The organism is Bradyrhizobium sp. B097 (assembly GCF_038957035.1).
Lineage (GTDB): Bacteria > Pseudomonadota > Alphaproteobacteria > Rhizobiales > Xanthobacteraceae > Bradyrhizobium.
The window spans coordinates 3570877-3584665 of sequence record NZ_CP152412.1; the positions used below are offsets into that span (position 1 = coordinate 3570877).

The 13789-nt window shown below is 65.6% G+C and carries 16 protein-coding genes; 14 read left to right on the forward strand and 2 right to left on the reverse strand.

Annotated elements, in window-relative coordinates; all coding sequences use genetic code 11:
• Positions 1-86: 86 nt before the first annotated feature.
• The 9 genes from AAFG07_RS16575 (at position 87) to AAFG07_RS16615 (ending at position 7703) form a co-directional block, all read left to right on the forward strand.
• Positions 87-533, forward strand: a complete 447-nt coding sequence (locus AAFG07_RS16575; protein ID WP_016840413.1) for a carbon monoxide dehydrogenase subunit G — start codon at positions 87-89, stop codon at positions 531-533.
• 168 nt (positions 534-701) lie between these two features.
• Entirely contained in the window at positions 702-1187 is a 486-nt protein-coding gene (locus AAFG07_RS16580; protein WP_021077804.1) for a (2Fe-2S)-binding protein, read from the forward strand.
• 37 nt (positions 1188-1224) lie between these two features.
• Positions 1225-2031 (forward strand): xanthine dehydrogenase family protein subunit M, encoded by an 807-nt coding sequence (locus AAFG07_RS16585; RefSeq protein WP_229169887.1) that lies wholly within the window; start codon positions 1225-1227, stop codon positions 2029-2031.
• 86 nt (positions 2032-2117) lie between these two features.
• A complete protein-coding gene (locus tag AAFG07_RS16590; protein WP_342728201.1) occupies positions 2118-3023 on the forward strand; it encodes a MoxR family ATPase in 906 nt (301 codons plus the stop codon).
• A gap of 178 nt (positions 3024-3201) precedes the next feature.
• Positions 3202-4404 carry a VWA domain-containing protein gene (locus tag AAFG07_RS16595; protein WP_342728202.1) on the forward strand — a complete coding sequence of 401 codons (1203 nt, stop codon included), beginning with the start codon at positions 3202-3204 and terminating at the stop codon, positions 4402-4404.
• Positions 4405-4433: 29 nt separating this feature from the next.
• A complete protein-coding gene (locus AAFG07_RS16600) occupies positions 4434-4757 on the forward strand; it encodes an XdhC family protein (RefSeq protein ID WP_021077800.1) in 324 nt (107 codons plus the stop codon).
• 2 nt (positions 4758-4759) lie between these two features.
• Positions 4760-5461 (forward strand): XdhC family protein, encoded by a 702-nt coding sequence (locus AAFG07_RS16605; protein WP_342728203.1) that lies wholly within the window; start codon positions 4760-4762, stop codon positions 5459-5461.
• Positions 5458-7062 (forward strand): molybdopterin-binding/glycosyltransferase family 2 protein, encoded by a 1605-nt coding sequence (locus tag AAFG07_RS16610; protein ID WP_342728204.1) that lies wholly within the window; start codon positions 5458-5460, stop codon positions 7060-7062. Before AAFG07_RS16605 ends, AAFG07_RS16610 begins: the two co-directional genes overlap by 4 nt.
• 284 nt (positions 7063-7346) lie before the next feature.
• Complete coding sequence (locus AAFG07_RS16615; RefSeq protein WP_229170874.1) at positions 7347-7703, forward strand: DUF4189 domain-containing protein; 357 nt, start codon at positions 7347-7349, stop codon at positions 7701-7703.
• Between the two features lie 69 nt (positions 7704-7772).
• On the opposite strand, the gene AAFG07_RS16620 is transcribed toward AAFG07_RS16615, so the two are convergent.
• Complete coding sequence (locus tag AAFG07_RS16620) at positions 7773-8990, reverse strand: FAD-binding oxidoreductase (protein WP_342728205.1); 1218 nt, start codon at positions 8988-8990, stop codon at positions 7773-7775.
• Positions 8991-9336: 346 nt separating this feature from the next.
• On the opposite strand from AAFG07_RS16620, the gene AAFG07_RS16625 reads away from it, so the two are divergent.
• Positions 9337-9747 carry a DUF2000 family protein gene (locus tag AAFG07_RS16625; protein WP_342728206.1) on the forward strand — a complete coding sequence of 137 codons (411 nt, stop codon included), beginning with the start codon at positions 9337-9339 and terminating at the stop codon, positions 9745-9747.
• 347 nt (positions 9748-10094) lie between these two features.
• Here the strand turns inward: AAFG07_RS16625 and AAFG07_RS16630 are convergent, their stop codons facing one another.
• Positions 10095-10298 carry a hypothetical protein gene (locus tag AAFG07_RS16630; protein ID WP_342729447.1) on the reverse strand — a complete coding sequence of 68 codons (204 nt, stop codon included), beginning with the start codon at positions 10296-10298 and terminating at the stop codon, positions 10095-10097.
• Here AAFG07_RS16630 and AAFG07_RS16635 point away from each other — a divergent pair.
• Genes AAFG07_RS16635 through AAFG07_RS16650 form a run of 4 tightly spaced genes read left to right on the forward strand, consistent with a single transcriptional unit; the run spans position 10210 to position 13741 of the window.
• Positions 10210-10833: a helix-turn-helix domain-containing protein gene (locus tag AAFG07_RS16635; RefSeq protein WP_342729172.1), complete on the forward strand. Its 624-nt coding sequence runs from the start codon at positions 10210-10212 to the stop codon at positions 10831-10833. The genes AAFG07_RS16630 and AAFG07_RS16635 overlap by 89 nt on opposite strands.
• A complete protein-coding gene (locus AAFG07_RS16640; RefSeq protein ID WP_342728207.1) occupies positions 10830-11615 on the forward strand; it encodes an efflux RND transporter periplasmic adaptor subunit in 786 nt (261 codons plus the stop codon). Before AAFG07_RS16635 ends, AAFG07_RS16640 begins: the two co-directional genes overlap by 4 nt.
• Positions 11612-12571 carry an ABC transporter ATP-binding protein gene (locus AAFG07_RS16645; RefSeq protein ID WP_342728208.1) on the forward strand — a complete coding sequence of 320 codons (960 nt, stop codon included), beginning with the start codon at positions 11612-11614 and terminating at the stop codon, positions 12569-12571. The genes AAFG07_RS16640 and AAFG07_RS16645 overlap by 4 nt, the downstream gene beginning before the upstream one ends.
• A 6-nt stretch (positions 12572-12577) precedes the next feature.
• Entirely contained in the window at positions 12578-13741 is a 1164-nt protein-coding gene (locus AAFG07_RS16650) for an ABC transporter permease (protein ID WP_342728209.1), read from the forward strand.
• Positions 13742-13789 lie beyond the last annotated feature (48 nt).

The following is a 13789-nucleotide window of genomic DNA, read 5'->3' on the forward strand; positions in this document are numbered from 1 at the left end:
CGCTCATCCTCCGAAGGTGCCCTTTCCTTTGCGCCCCGGCTGCTTTACTTGGGGGCAAAGGTTCTAGCGATCGAGGAGGTCCCCCCATGGCCATGACGATGACCGGCGAAGTCCAGCTTGCAGCGCCGCGCCAGGCTGTGTGGGACAAGCTCAACGATCCCGAGGTGCTGAAGGCCTGCATTCCCGGCTGCGAAGAGCTGGAGAAGACCGACGAAGGCGGCTTCCGCGCCACCGCCAAGATGAAGGTCGGTCCGGTCTCCGCTCGCTTCAAGGGCAAGGTCACCTTGAGCGATCTCGATCCCCCGAACGGCTACAAGATCTCGGGTGAAGGCGAGGGCGGGGTGGCCGGCTTCGCCAAGGGCGGCGCCACCGTCGGCCTCGCCGACAAGGATGGCGGCACGCTGCTGAGCTACAACGTAGAGGCGCAGATCGGCGGCAAGCTCGCCCAGCTCGGCCAGCGCCTGATCAATGGCGCCGCCAAGAAGCTGGCGGACGAATTCTTTGCAAATTTCGCCAAGGCGGTACAAGGTTAGCCCCGCAGGCGGGCCGGCTCATTCAGGCCCCGCCATGCCTTGCCGTTATGTCCTGGGTGGGTGGCTCGAAAGGTTGCCCATCGCGGGGCGCGCCCATATTATGCCGTCTGGAATGATTTTAAACCGCCTGCTTCGCCGATATGCGGTGGGGCAGATAAGAGAGTGCTGATGGCCAAGATTTCAATGATCGTGAACGGCAACCCCGTTAACGCGAACGTCGACCCCCGTACCCTTCTGGTCCAGTTTCTGCGCGAAAACCTGCGGCTGACAGGTACCCATGTCGGCTGCGACACTTCGCAGTGCGGCGCCTGTGTCGTGCACCTCGACGGCAAGGCGGTGAAGTCGTGCACGACGCTTGCGGTGATGGCCGACGGTCATGAGGTCAAGACCATCGAGGGGCTGGCGGCCGATGGCGCGCCGCTGCATCCGATGCAGGAGGCCTTCCGCGAGCATCACGGCCTGCAATGCGGCTTCTGCACGCCGGGCATGATCATGACCGCCGTCGACCTGGTCCATCGCAAGGGCCACGACCTCTCCGACGAGGTGATCCGCGAGGAGCTGGAAGGCAATCTGTGCCGCTGCACCGGCTACCAGAACATCGTTGCTTCGATCGCCGCTGGAGCCAAGGCGATGGCCAAGTCGGACCTCGCTTAACCAGCCATTCGTCGCGATCTGCGATCAGGACATTCCAATGTACGAATTCAAATATCATCGCCCCGGGACCGTGCGGCAGGCCGCCAACTTGCTGGTGAAGAACGAGGACGCCAAGCTGATCGCCGGCGGTCACACGCTGGTGCCGGTCATGAAGCAGCGGCTCGCGAGCCCGCCGCATCTGGTCGACCTCTCCCATATCGAAGGTCTCGACACGATCGAGATGAAGGGCCGCTCGCTGGTGATCGGCGCCACCGCCAAGCACGCTGAGGTCGCGAACTCCGCGGTCGTGGGCGAGGCGATCCCGGCGCTGGCCGAGCTTGCCGGCATGATCGGCGATCCCGCCGTGCGCCATCGCGGCACCATCGGCGGCTCGCTCGCCAACAACGACCCGACCGCCGACTATCCGGCCGCGGTGCTGGCGCTGGGTGCGACCATCGTCACCAACAAGCGCCGCCTCAAGGCCGAGGAGTATTTCCAGGGCCTGTTCACGACTGCGCTCGAGGCCGACGAGATCATCACCAAGGTGATGTTCCCGCTGCCGAAGAAGGCGGCCTATGTGAAGTTTCGCAACCAGGCCTCGCGTTATGCGTTGGTCGGCGTGTTCGTGGCCAAGCGTCCGTCCGACGTGCGTGTCGCGGTCACCGGTGCGGGCTCCGACGGCGTGTTCCGCGTCACCGCGTTCGAGGAGGCCCTGAAGAAGCGCTTCTCGCACAAGGTGCTCGACGGCATCGCGGTTCCGGCCGACGGGCTGAACAGCGACCTGCACGGCAGTGCCGAATACCGCGCGCATCTGATCGGCGTTCTGACGCGCAGGGCGGTGGAAGCCGCCAACGCAAAGGACTAGATCCAAGGGACTAGATCCGAACCGGATCCCAAGGATTAGATCTAACGCGTGACATTGCTAACCCCTGTTCGAAGACTGGCTGTTCCATGAGTGCATCGGCGTTACCCACTTCCGTCGATGCGCTCGAGGATCTCCTGACGTCGCGCGGCTATCTCGCCGAGCGGTCGCTGGCGACCGTGACCTATCTCGCGCTGCGGATGGGCCGGCCGCTGTTCCTGGAAGGCGAGGCCGGCGTCGGCAAGACCGAGATCGCAAAGGTCCTGTCGGCGGCGCTCGGGCGCAAGCTGATCCGCCTGCAATGCTATGAAGGCCTCGACGTCGCCTCCGCCGTCTATGAGTGGAGCAGCGCGGCGCAGATGATCGCGATCCGGCTCGCGGAAGCCTCCGGCGATACCGATCGCGACCAGCTCGCCAGCGACATCTTCGCCGAGCGCTTCCTGATCAAGCGGCCGCTGCTGCAGGCGCTCGAGCCCGATGTCGCGGGGCCCCCGGTGCTGCTGATCGACGAACTCGACCGCGCCGACGAGGCGTTCGAGGCATATCTCTTGGAAATCCTCAGCGACTTCCAGGTCACCATCCCCGAGCTCGGCACCGTGAAGGCGCCGGCGCCGCCGATCGTCATCATCACCTCGAACCGCACCCGCGAGATCCACGACGCGTTGAAGCGGCGCTGCCTCTATCACTGGGTGGATTACCCCACAGCCGACCGCGAGCTTGCGATCGTCAAGTCGCGGGTGCCGAACATTTCAGCAAAACTGTCGCAGCAGGTGGTCCGCTTCGTGCAGGCGCTGCGCAACCAGGATTTCTACAAGTCGCCGGGCGTCGCCGAGACCATCGACTGGGCCACCGCGCTGTCCGAGCTCGACGCGCGCTCGCTGACGCCGCAGGTGGTCGGCGACACGCTGGGCGCACTCTTGAAGTACCAGGACGACATCGCGCGGATGCAGGGCGATGCGTTGCAGAAGACATTGAAGGAAGCGACGAGCGACTAGCTGGGTCGCGCGCGTTACAACAACGTTCAGTCGCGCGCCGCAACAAAGGTTCGTCATTCCGGGGCGCGCCACTTGGCGCGAGCCCGGAATCCATTGGGCCGCATCGGCGTTGAAAAATGGATTCCGGGCCCGCGCTGCGCGCGTCCCGGAATGACGGGTTGGAGAGAGTGCGCATCTAATGGCCATCAACCACCTCAATCCCCCAACCGGCCACATGGCTGACAACGTGGTCGGCTTTGCCCGCGCGCTGCGGGCGGCCGGGCTCCCGGTCGGGCCGGGCTCGGTGATCGATGCGCTCGACGCGCTGCAGCTGATCGAGGTCGGCCATCGCTCCGACTTCTACGCCACGCTGGAGGCGATCTTCGTCAAGCGCCATGAGCATGCGCTGATCTTCCGCCAGGCCTTCGAGCTGTTCTTCCGCGCCGCCGAGGAGTGGAAGAGCATGCTGGATTCCGTCCCGCTGCCCGACCACGCCAAGAAGAAGCCGCCGCCAGCCTCGCGCCGCGTCCAGGAGGCGATGGCGCAGCCGGCGAAGAGCGAGGAGCGGCCGCAGGCCCAGGAGCAGGAGCTGAAGCTCTCGGTCTCCGACAAAGAGGTGCTGCAGAAAAAGGATTTTGCGCAGATGACCGCGGCCGAGATCGCCGAGGTGACGCGCGAGATCGCCAGGATGCGGCTGCCGCAGGCTGAGCTCGTGACCCGCCGCTACCAGCCGGATGCGCGGGGCTTGCGGCTCGACATGCGCCGCACCGTGCGCAACTCGCTGCGCACCGGCGGTGAGATCATCGATATCAGGAAGCTCGGCCGGATCGAGAAGCCGGCGCCGATCGTGGCGCTGCTCGATATCTCCGGCTCGATGAGCGAGTACACCCGCCTGTTCCTGCACTTCCTCCACGCCATCACCGACTACCGCAAGCGGGTTTCGGTGTTCCTGTTCGGCACCCGCCTGACCAATGTGACGCGTGCGTTACGGGCGCGTGACCCCGACGAGGCGCTGGCGAGCTGCACGTCCTCGGTCGAGGACTGGGCCGGCGGGACGCGGATCGCGACCTCGCTGCACACCTTCAACCAGCTCTGGGCCCGCCGGGTGCTGGGGCAGGGCGCCATCGTCCTCCTTATATCCGATGGACTAGAACGCGAGGCCGATGCCAAACTGGCCTTCGAGATGGACCGATTGCACCGCTCCTGCCGCCGCCTGATCTGGCTCAACCCGCTGCTGCGCTATTCCGGCTTCGAGGCCAAGGCCCAGGGCATCAAAATGATGCTGCCCCACGTTGACGAATTTCGCCCGGTGCATAACTTGACGTCCATCAAGGGCTTGATCGGGGCGCTGTCATCCCCGCCGCCGGCGCACCACCGCAGCCTGATCCGCTCTGTAGCCTAAGAAGCCTGACCCGATAGCAGGAGGCCACCATGCTGAACCGCGACGAAGACATCCTTCAGGCCGCCGAGACCTGGCAGAAACAGGGCCATGGCGTGGCGCTCGCCACCGTGGTCGAGACCTGGGGCTCGGCGCCGCGCCCGGCCGGCTCGAGCCTCGTCATCAATGACGACGGCACGTTCTTAGGCTCGGTCTCCGGCGGCTGCGTCGAGGGCGCGGTCGTCACCGAGGCGCTCGACGTGATCGCGAGCGGCCAGCCCAAAATGCTCGAATTTGGCGTCGCCGACGAGACGGCCTGGAACGTCGGCCTGTCCTGCGGCGGCACCATCCGCGTGTTCGTCGAGAAGGTCGGTTAGTCGTGAAACTCGAGATTTTGAAAGAGCTGAACGCCGAGCGCGCCGCGCGCCGTCCGGTCATCATCGTCACTGACACCGCCAATGGCGAGCAGCGCCTGGTCAAGGCTGCGGACATCGCCGCCGATCCGCTGCGCGCCGAGCTCGCCAAGCAGCTCAGGATGGGTAAGAGCGGCAATGTCGAGGCCGCCGGCAAAAAACTGTTCCTCAACGTCTACGCGCCGACCGCAAAGCTCGTGATCATCGGCGCGGTCCATATCAGCCAGGCCTTGGCGCCGCTGGCGCGCTCGCTCGACTATGACGTGACTGTGGTCGATCCGCGCACGGCGTTTGCAAGCCCGGAGCGTTTCCCCGACGTGCCGCTGGTCGCCGAATGGCCCGACGTCGCGCTGCCGCCGCTCAACGTCGATCACTACACCGCGTTCGTGGCGGTGACGCACGATCCCAAGATCGACGATCCGGCGCTGCTGCACGCCTTCGACCGCGACTGCTTCTATATCGGCGCGCTCGGCTCGCGGAAGACGCATGCCAAGCGGGCCGAGCGGCTGCGCGCGCAGGGCGCCAAGGACAGCGACATCGCGCGCATCCACGCGCCGATCGGGCTGGACATCGGTGCAGTGTCGCCGTCGGAGATCGCGGTCGCGATCATGGCTGAGATCACCGCGCAGCTGCGCTTGCCTCCCAAAGAAAAAGAAGAAGCGGCATGAAGTTCGGTCCCGCCAGTCCGGCCGACGCGATTGGCGGCGTCACCGTGCATACGCTCCGCCAGGGCACGCTGGTGCTCAAGAAGGGCACCACGATCGGCCCTGACGAGGTCGAGGCGCTGACCAAAGCCGGCGTCCAGGACGTCGTCGTGGTGCGTCTGGAGGAGGGCGATGTCTCCGAAGACGTCGCGGCCGCCAGCATCGCACAGGCGGTGGCGGGCGAGGGCGTCAACGTCGAGCGCGCCTTCACCGGTCGCGCCAATCTGTTCGCGGCGCGCCCCGGCGTGCTGGTGGTCGACCGCGCCGCGGTCGATCGCATCAACGGCGTCGACGAGGCCATCACCTTTGCGACCCTCGCGGCCTACAAGCCGGTGGTCGAAGGCGAGATGATCGCGACCGTCAAGCTGATCCCGTTCGGCGTCGAGGGCCGGCTGCGCGACGCCGCCGTTGCGGAGGCCGGCAAGGGTACGCTGCGGATCGCGCCTTACGTGATCCGGAAGGTCGGCGTGGTCTCGACGCTGCTGCCGGGCCTCGCGCCGAAGGTGATCGACAAGACGCTGCGCGTCACCGCCGAACGGCTCGCGCCGGCCGGCGCCACCATCATCGCCGAGCGCCAGGTGCCGCATGACGAGACCGTGCTCGCGGCCTCGATCAAGGAATTGCTCGATCTCGGCGCCGAGCTCGTCATCGTGTTCGGCGCATCCGCGATCGCCGACCGCCGCGACGTCATTCCGGCCGCGATCACCGAGATCGGCGGCGCGATCGAGCATTTCGGCATGCCGGTCGATCCCGGCAATCTGCTCCTGATCGGCAGCGCCGGCGGCGTGCCGGTGCTGGGCGCGCCGGGCTGCGCGCGCTCGCCGGTCGAGAACGGCTTTGACTGGGTGCTGATGCGGCTGCTCGCCGGCATCAAGGTGACGCGATCGGATCTCACCGGCATGGGCGTCGGCGGCCTGTTGATGGAGATCGTGACGCGGCCGCAGCCGCGCACCGTCCCCGACACCGAAGGCAACCGCAGCGTCGCGGCGATCGTGCTCGCCGCCGGCCGTTCGACCCGAATGGGCGGCCCGAACAAGCTGCTCGCCGAGCTCGACGGCAAGAAGCTCGCGCGCATTGTCGCCGAGCAGGCGCTGGCCTCGAAGGCCTCGGAGGTGATCGTCGTCACCGGGCATCAGGCCGACCTGGTCGAGCAGGCGCTTGATGGACTCAAGATCAAGTTCGTCCGCAATCCGGATTTTGCCGGCGGGCTCGCCAGTTCGGTGAAGGCGGGCATCTCGGCGGTCTCCGACAGCGCCGACGGCGCGGTCGTCTGCCTCGGCGACATGCCGCTGATCGATGCGAAGCTGATCGATCGCCTGATCGAAGCCTTTGCACCTGACCGCGGCCACCTGATCGCGATCCCGGTCAGCGAGGGCCGCCGCGGCAATCCGGTGTTGTGGTCGCGGCGTTTCTTCAGGGAATTGATGACGCTCGACGGCGACATCGGTGCCCGTCATCTGATCGCCAAGCATGTCGAGGTGGTCGCCGAGGTCCCAGTCGAAGGCAACAGCGCCTTCCTCGACATCGACACGCCGCAGGCGCTGGAAGCCGCAAGGCGCGGCTAGCTCCATCCGCCGTCGTCCCGGCCAAGCGAAGCGCGAGCCGGGACCCATAACCACAGGATGCACTTGTTGTGCGACGCTGGGGCCCCAGCGAATTCGATCACACAAGGCGGTGGTTATGGGTCCCGGCCTTCGCCGGGACGACGCGTGGTTGGAGTTGCGCCCTTCAACCCGTCATTCACCATCTGGAAACGACCCCTTTGTACAGTCCGCGCCGGGCTTTGGGGGATTTCCGCTTGATCATTTCGACCGCCGCCGCGCAGCGCCGCGCGCTGACGATTCTCGTCCTGACATTGCTGCTCGGTGCCACGCGTTTCTCCGTGGAAACCTTCGTCCCCAAGGCTCATGCGGCCGGCGCGTTCGCGGTCGGCAAATGCGGGGCATATGGCCAGGCCTACGACTATCCGGCGGAGGGCGCAGCGCGCGCCGCGGCGCTGAAGCAGTGCAAGGGCGATTGCACCACGGTCACCATGAAGCGCGCCTGTGCCGCGCTCGCGATCGACATGAAGAATCCTTGCGGCGCCCATGGCTACGCGGTGGCGCCGAAGATTTCCAGTTCGCTCAATGCCGCGACGAAGAAATGCTACGACTATGGCGGCAAGGAATGCGTGATCCGCGCCTGGGCCTGCGACGCCAAGGGATAGGGCTCGTCCATCCGCAAGGTCCGCTTGGCTGGGCAAAGCGCGCCGATGGCCCGGGACCCCGAGCCGCGTTCAGACGGCGCCGTAGAAGTGCCGATATTGCCAGGCGGCGTCGCTTTGTAGTTGAGATTCGGACCACGATTGGTCTTTGAACCGCGTGACCGACATCGGCGATAGATCGACGGGCGGCTTGCCGTCCACGATCCAGGCGGCGAGCGCCTCGCCGACGGTCGGCGAGATCGACAGACCGGCGACGTTGCATCCGCTTGCAAAATAGAAGCCTGTCGCGCCGGCGGCTGGGCCAAGAATATGATGGCCGTCGGCGGTCATCGTCGGAATGCCACCGCGAAATTCCCGCACCTTGGCGGTTTGCAGGAACGGGAGCTGGTCCTTCACCTCATCGGCGGCTGCATGAAGCACGTCGATGTCGAGCGGCATGTCCTTGACGTCGAAGTCAGCCCCAAGCGATTGCATATCGAAGAAGCGCGGCGTTTCCTCGTAGACGCCCCACAGGAAGCCGCCCTGACACGGTCGCGTATACACCGCGGCATCCATGATGCGGATCATCGGCAAATCGGCACGCGCGCCGTCCAAGGGCTCGGTGACGATCAATTGCTGCCGGGTCGGCACCAGCGGCACGCGAATTCGGCTTGCTTCCGCGACCTGCCGCGTCCACGCGCCGGCGGCATCGACAACGACTGGGCTTTCAATGACGCCGCTCGCCGTGGTCACGCCGATCACGTTGCCGCCGATGATATTGACGGCACGCACGTCGGTCTTCGGCAGCAAGGTTGCACCGTGGGCAGCCGCGGCCCTCGCGAAGCCGACGGCCACCTGCGCCGGGTCGAAATAGCGGTCGTCGCCGATCCGCATCGCGGCGACGACACCCGTCGGCTGCAAAAACGGATTGAGGCGGCCCGCCTGCTCCGGCGAGATCAGCTCGACATCGAGGCCCACGCGACGTCCGCGCGCAAAGTCGTCCTCGATCACTTCGGCGTCCTGCGGCCGACGTGCGATCTTCAGGCTGCCCGAATGCACCCAGTCGAGCGGCTGACCGGTTTCTTCCGTGAACGCCTCGATCTTGCGGCATGCGTCCTTGATGAGGCCAATCATCAAGTCGCTCTTGCGCACGCAGCTCACCATGCCTGCAGCGCGGGGCGAGGTTTGCGATCCGATCTCATGCTTGTCGACAAGAGCGACGCTGAGACCTCCACGCTTGCTCAAGTAATAGGCTGTGGCAGCGCCCAATCCGCCCGAACCAATAACAACGACATCGGCCTTGCTGATCATGATGCAATGCCCCGAAATATGCTGATGGTAATCGAACGCCCGAAGCCTACTCCGCTGCGCAGGACCTGACTACGGCTATCCGCCCGGGGTACAGGCCTCAGGCCTAGCGGTTGAGATCGCCGGTCTGCGCATGGGCCTGTGCGCGGTAGGTCAAGGCCTTGGCGAGATCCTTGCTGGCGAACTTGTCTGATCCGATCGCCTGTCGCGAGCCCGGAATGGCAGGTTCAGGTCGGGCAGGGCAGTCCCGGGGTCTCAAAGAGAAACTAAGGTCAGCGCCTGGCGGGCAGATGAGGGATGCACCGTCAGAACTGGTGTTTGTCGCCAACCTGCGGATAGATTTAGTCCCATGCAGTTCGACACCAAGATCGCGGTCGTGATCCGCACCGACCTGGAAGTCTGGCAGAAGCTCAACGTAGCGTCGTTCCTCGCCGGTGGCATCGCAGCTTCCTTTCCCGAATGTATCGGCGAGAATTACGAGGACGGCTCGGGGACCGGATATCTCTCCCTGATCGGCCAGCCGATCCTGATCTACGGCGCCGATCGCGCGCAGTTGTCGCGCGCGCTGGATCGAGCACTGGCGCGCGACGTGCGGCCGGCGCTCTACACCGAGGACATGTTCAAGACCACGCATGACGCCGCCAACCGCGAGGTGGTGAGGGCGGTTGCACGGAGTGACCTCAATCTGGTCGGCCTCGCCATCCGCGCCGAGCGCAAGGTGGTCGACAAAATCCTCGACGGGCTGAAGTTTCACACGTAGCTCCCAGCGCACGCTAGCGCCTCGGCGCGTGAGCGGAGCAGGGCGTCGGTGCACCGGACCCAAGGGTGCAATTGGCACCCGGCTTTCCCTGCGTCCCCACCCACACTGTCATCGCCCGGCCTGTGCGCAATTGCGCACATGGACCGGGCGATCCAGTACGCCGCGGCCTCTCGGCTTAAGCACTGGCGTCGCTGGAATACTGGATCACCGCATGCGCGGGTGATGACACCGAACAATGACGGCGAGAGATGGCGTTCAGGCGCGTCCTCACGACCTGCCGACGGATAGGAACGCTTAGCGTCACCAGACGTTCTATTCGATCGCATTGACAATGACTGACCAGTCAGTCATATTACCGGTATGACAAAGCGCACCAAAGCATCGACCCGCACCCGGCCCGCCAAGCGCCGGACCACGATCCGGGCTGCCGCGGCGAGGATCCCAAAGGTGGCCTCGGCAACATTGCCTGAAGCGAAGCCGGCTGCGAGCCGCGCCGGGAAATCCGCGGAGCGGCGCGCGGCGATCATCGAGGCGGCGATGGACGAGTTCATCGCGCGCGGTTTTGCCGCGACGCGGCTCGACGACGTCGCCAAGCGGGCGGGCGTCGCCAAGGGCACGCTCTATCTCTACTTCAAGGACAAGGAAACGATGTTCGAGGAGCTGATCCGCACCGCGCTGGTGCCGCTGATCGGCCGCCTGACCGCGCTGCCGACGATCACCGGTCCGGTGCGCGACGCGGTGGAGGGGTTTGCCGAGACCTTCATGCGCGAGGTCGTGGCGACCCGGCGCGGCGACATCATCCGCCTGATCGTGTCCGAAGGGCCGCGCTTTCCGGCGATTGCCGATTTCTATTTCCGCGAGGTGGTGTCGAAGGGCCTGACCGGCATGAAGGCGCTGGTGCAGCTCGCGATCACGCGCGGCGAGATCAAGCAGCGCGAGCTCGGGGATTTCCCGCAGCTGGTCGTCGCGCCCGCGATCGTCGCGGTGATCTGGCAGAGCCTGTTTGCCCGGCACGCGCCGCTCGACGGGCTCGCGATGTTCAAGGTTCATCTCGATCTGATCTTCGGCGAACGGAGGAAGACATGACCGCGTCGCGCATGATGAAGCTGATCGCGGTCGTCGCGCTGGCCGCGGCGCTCGCTGGCTGCAAGGAGAAGCGCGACCCCGGCTTCCAGGGCTGGGTCGAGGCCGACATGATCTTCGTCAGCCCCGATGAATCCGGCCGCGTCATCAAGCTCAACGTGCGCGAGGGCGACGAGGTCAAGCCCGGCGACATGCTCTATTCGGTCGACGACGATCTGCAGCGCGCCGATCTCAACCAGAACAACGCGACCCTGGCCAACGCGCAGCAGAGCTACGACCGCGCGGCCTCGCTGCGCGGCACCGGCGCCGGCACCCAGGCTAATCTCGATTCCGCCGTCTCGGCGCTGCGTGTCGCGGAAGCGCGCGTCGTCACCTCGCAGACGCGGCTCGATCGTCGCAAGGGCTTTGCGCCGATCGCGGGCGCGATCCAGCAGATCTATTTCCGCGAGGGCGAGATGGTGCAGGCGCAGCGGCCGGTGCTGTCGATCATGCCGCCCGGCAACATGAAGCTGCGCTTCTTCGTTCCGGAGACCGAGCTGCCGAAGCTCGCGCTCGGCGACGAGGTGAGGGTGACCTGCGACAATTGTGCCGCCGACCTCACCGCCAAGATCTACTTCATCGCTACCACGGCGGAGTACACGCCGCCCGTCATCTACAGCCTCGATGAGCGCAACAAGCTGGTCTACCTGATCCAGGCGCGGCCGAGCCGGCCCGATGTGCTGCGCGTCGGCCAGCCGATCAGCATCTACCTCAATCCGAAAACGCCAATGGCGGAGCGCAGATGAACGGCGGTCCGACCAACGCCCGCTCCAACGCATCGTCCATCGCGATCGATGTGAAGGGACTGACCAAATCGTTCAATGGGCGCGAGGTGGTCCACGACTTGTCGATGCAGGTCAAGCGCGGCTCGATCTACGGCTTCCTCGGGCCCAACGGCAGCGGCAAGACCACGACCATCCGCATCCTGTGCGGCCTGCTGACGCCCGACAGCGGCGAGGGCACCTGCCTCGGCTACGACATCCGGCGCGATGCCGACAAGATCAAGCGCAAGGTCGGCTACATGACGCAGCGCTTCAGCCTCTACCAGGATCTGTCGGTGCGCGAGAATCTGGAGTTCGTCGCGCGGCTCTATGGCATGCCGGATGCGCGTGGCGCCGCAGCCGACATGATCGCGCGGATCGGGTTGAAGGGCCGCGAGGAGCAGCTCGCCGCCAATCTCTCCGGCGGCTGGAAGCAGCGGCTGGCGCTCGGCGCCTGCACGCTGCCCAACCCGCAATTGCTGCTGCTGGACGAGCCGACCGCCGGCGTCGATCCCAAGGCGCGGCGCGATTTCTGGAACGAGATCCACGCGCTCGCGGCCGAAGGCCTCACCGTGCTGGTCTCGACCCATTACATGGACGAGGCCGAGCGCTGTCACGAGATCGCCTATATCGCCTACGGTCACTTGCTGGCCCACGGCACGGTGGACGAGGTGATCGCGGCCTCCGCGCTGTCGACCTGGACGGTGACGGGCGAGGATTTCAACGGGCTGATGGCCGAACTGTCAGGCAAGCCCGGCGTCGACATGGTGGCGCCGTTCGGCACCAGCCTGCACGTCTCCGGCCGCGACAAGGCGGCGCTCGAGGCTGCCATCGCGCCGTATCGAAACAATTCGAAATGGCGCTGGCAGCCGAGCGAGCCGTCGCTCGAAGACGTCTTCATCGACTTGATGGGGCGCTCCAAGGACAACTTTCAGGGATAGGCTCCGATGAGTGCGGCGGATACGATCCGGAAAGATGAAGAGCGAGAGCCGGCGTTCGGCTTCTGGCGGCGCAGCTATGCGATGCTGGTCAAGGAGTTCATCCAGCTCCGCCGCGACCGCGTCTCGTTCGCCATGATCATCATGCTGCCGGTGATGCAGCTGACACTGTTCGGCTACGCCATCAACACCACGCCGCGCAATCTGCCGACCGCGGTGCTGACCCAGGAGGACACCGATCTCGGGCGCTCGATCCTGAAGGCGATGGAGAACACCGCCTATTTCCATTTTGTCCGCGAGGTCCACACCGTCGAGGAGTTCGACGAGCTGCTGCAATCCGGCAAGGTGCTGTTCGGGGTCGAGATCCCGCGCGGCTTCGAGCGCGCGGTGCGGCGCGGCGACCGGCCGGCGCTGCTGGTCGCGGCCGATGCCACCGACCCCACCGCGGCGGGTTCGGCGCTCGGTACGCTCGGGCCGCTGGTGCAATCGGCGCTGGCGCACGATCTGCACATTGGCGATCCCCCGGACATGCCGTTCGAGATCCGCGCCCATGCCCGCTACAACCCGGCGGCGGATTCGCGCCTCAACATCGTGCCCGGCCTGGTCGGGACCATCCTGACCATGACCATGCTGATCTTCACCGCGCTCTCGGTGACGCGCGAGATCGAGCGCGGCACCATGGAGAGCCTGCTGTCGATGCCGATCAAGCCGGTCGAGGTGATGTTCGGCAAGATCATCCCCTATGTGCTGGTCGGCTTCATCCAGGCCACGCTGATCATCGCCATCGGTATCTTGCTGTTCGGCGTGCCGGTCCTCGGCAGCCTGACGCTGCTGGCGCTGCTCACCACGCTGTTCATCACCACCAATCTTTCGATCGGCTACACCTTCTCGACCATCGTGCAGAACCAGCTGCAGGCGATGCAGCTCTCGATGATGTTCTTCCTGCCGAGCATCCTGCTGTCTGGCTTCATGTTTCCGTTCGCGGGCATGCCGGTCTGGGCGCAATATGTCGGCGAGGGGCTGCCGCTGACCCATTTCGTCCGTATCGTCCGCGCCATCATGCTGAAGGGCGCCGGGATGCCGAACCTGCAATACGACACCATCGCGCTGGCCGCCCTGATGCTGTTCGCGATGACGATCGCCGTGACGCGCTTCCGCCGCACGCTCGATTGAGGCAGAATGGACATGATTGTTCATCGTCATTCCGGGGCGGTGCGAAAC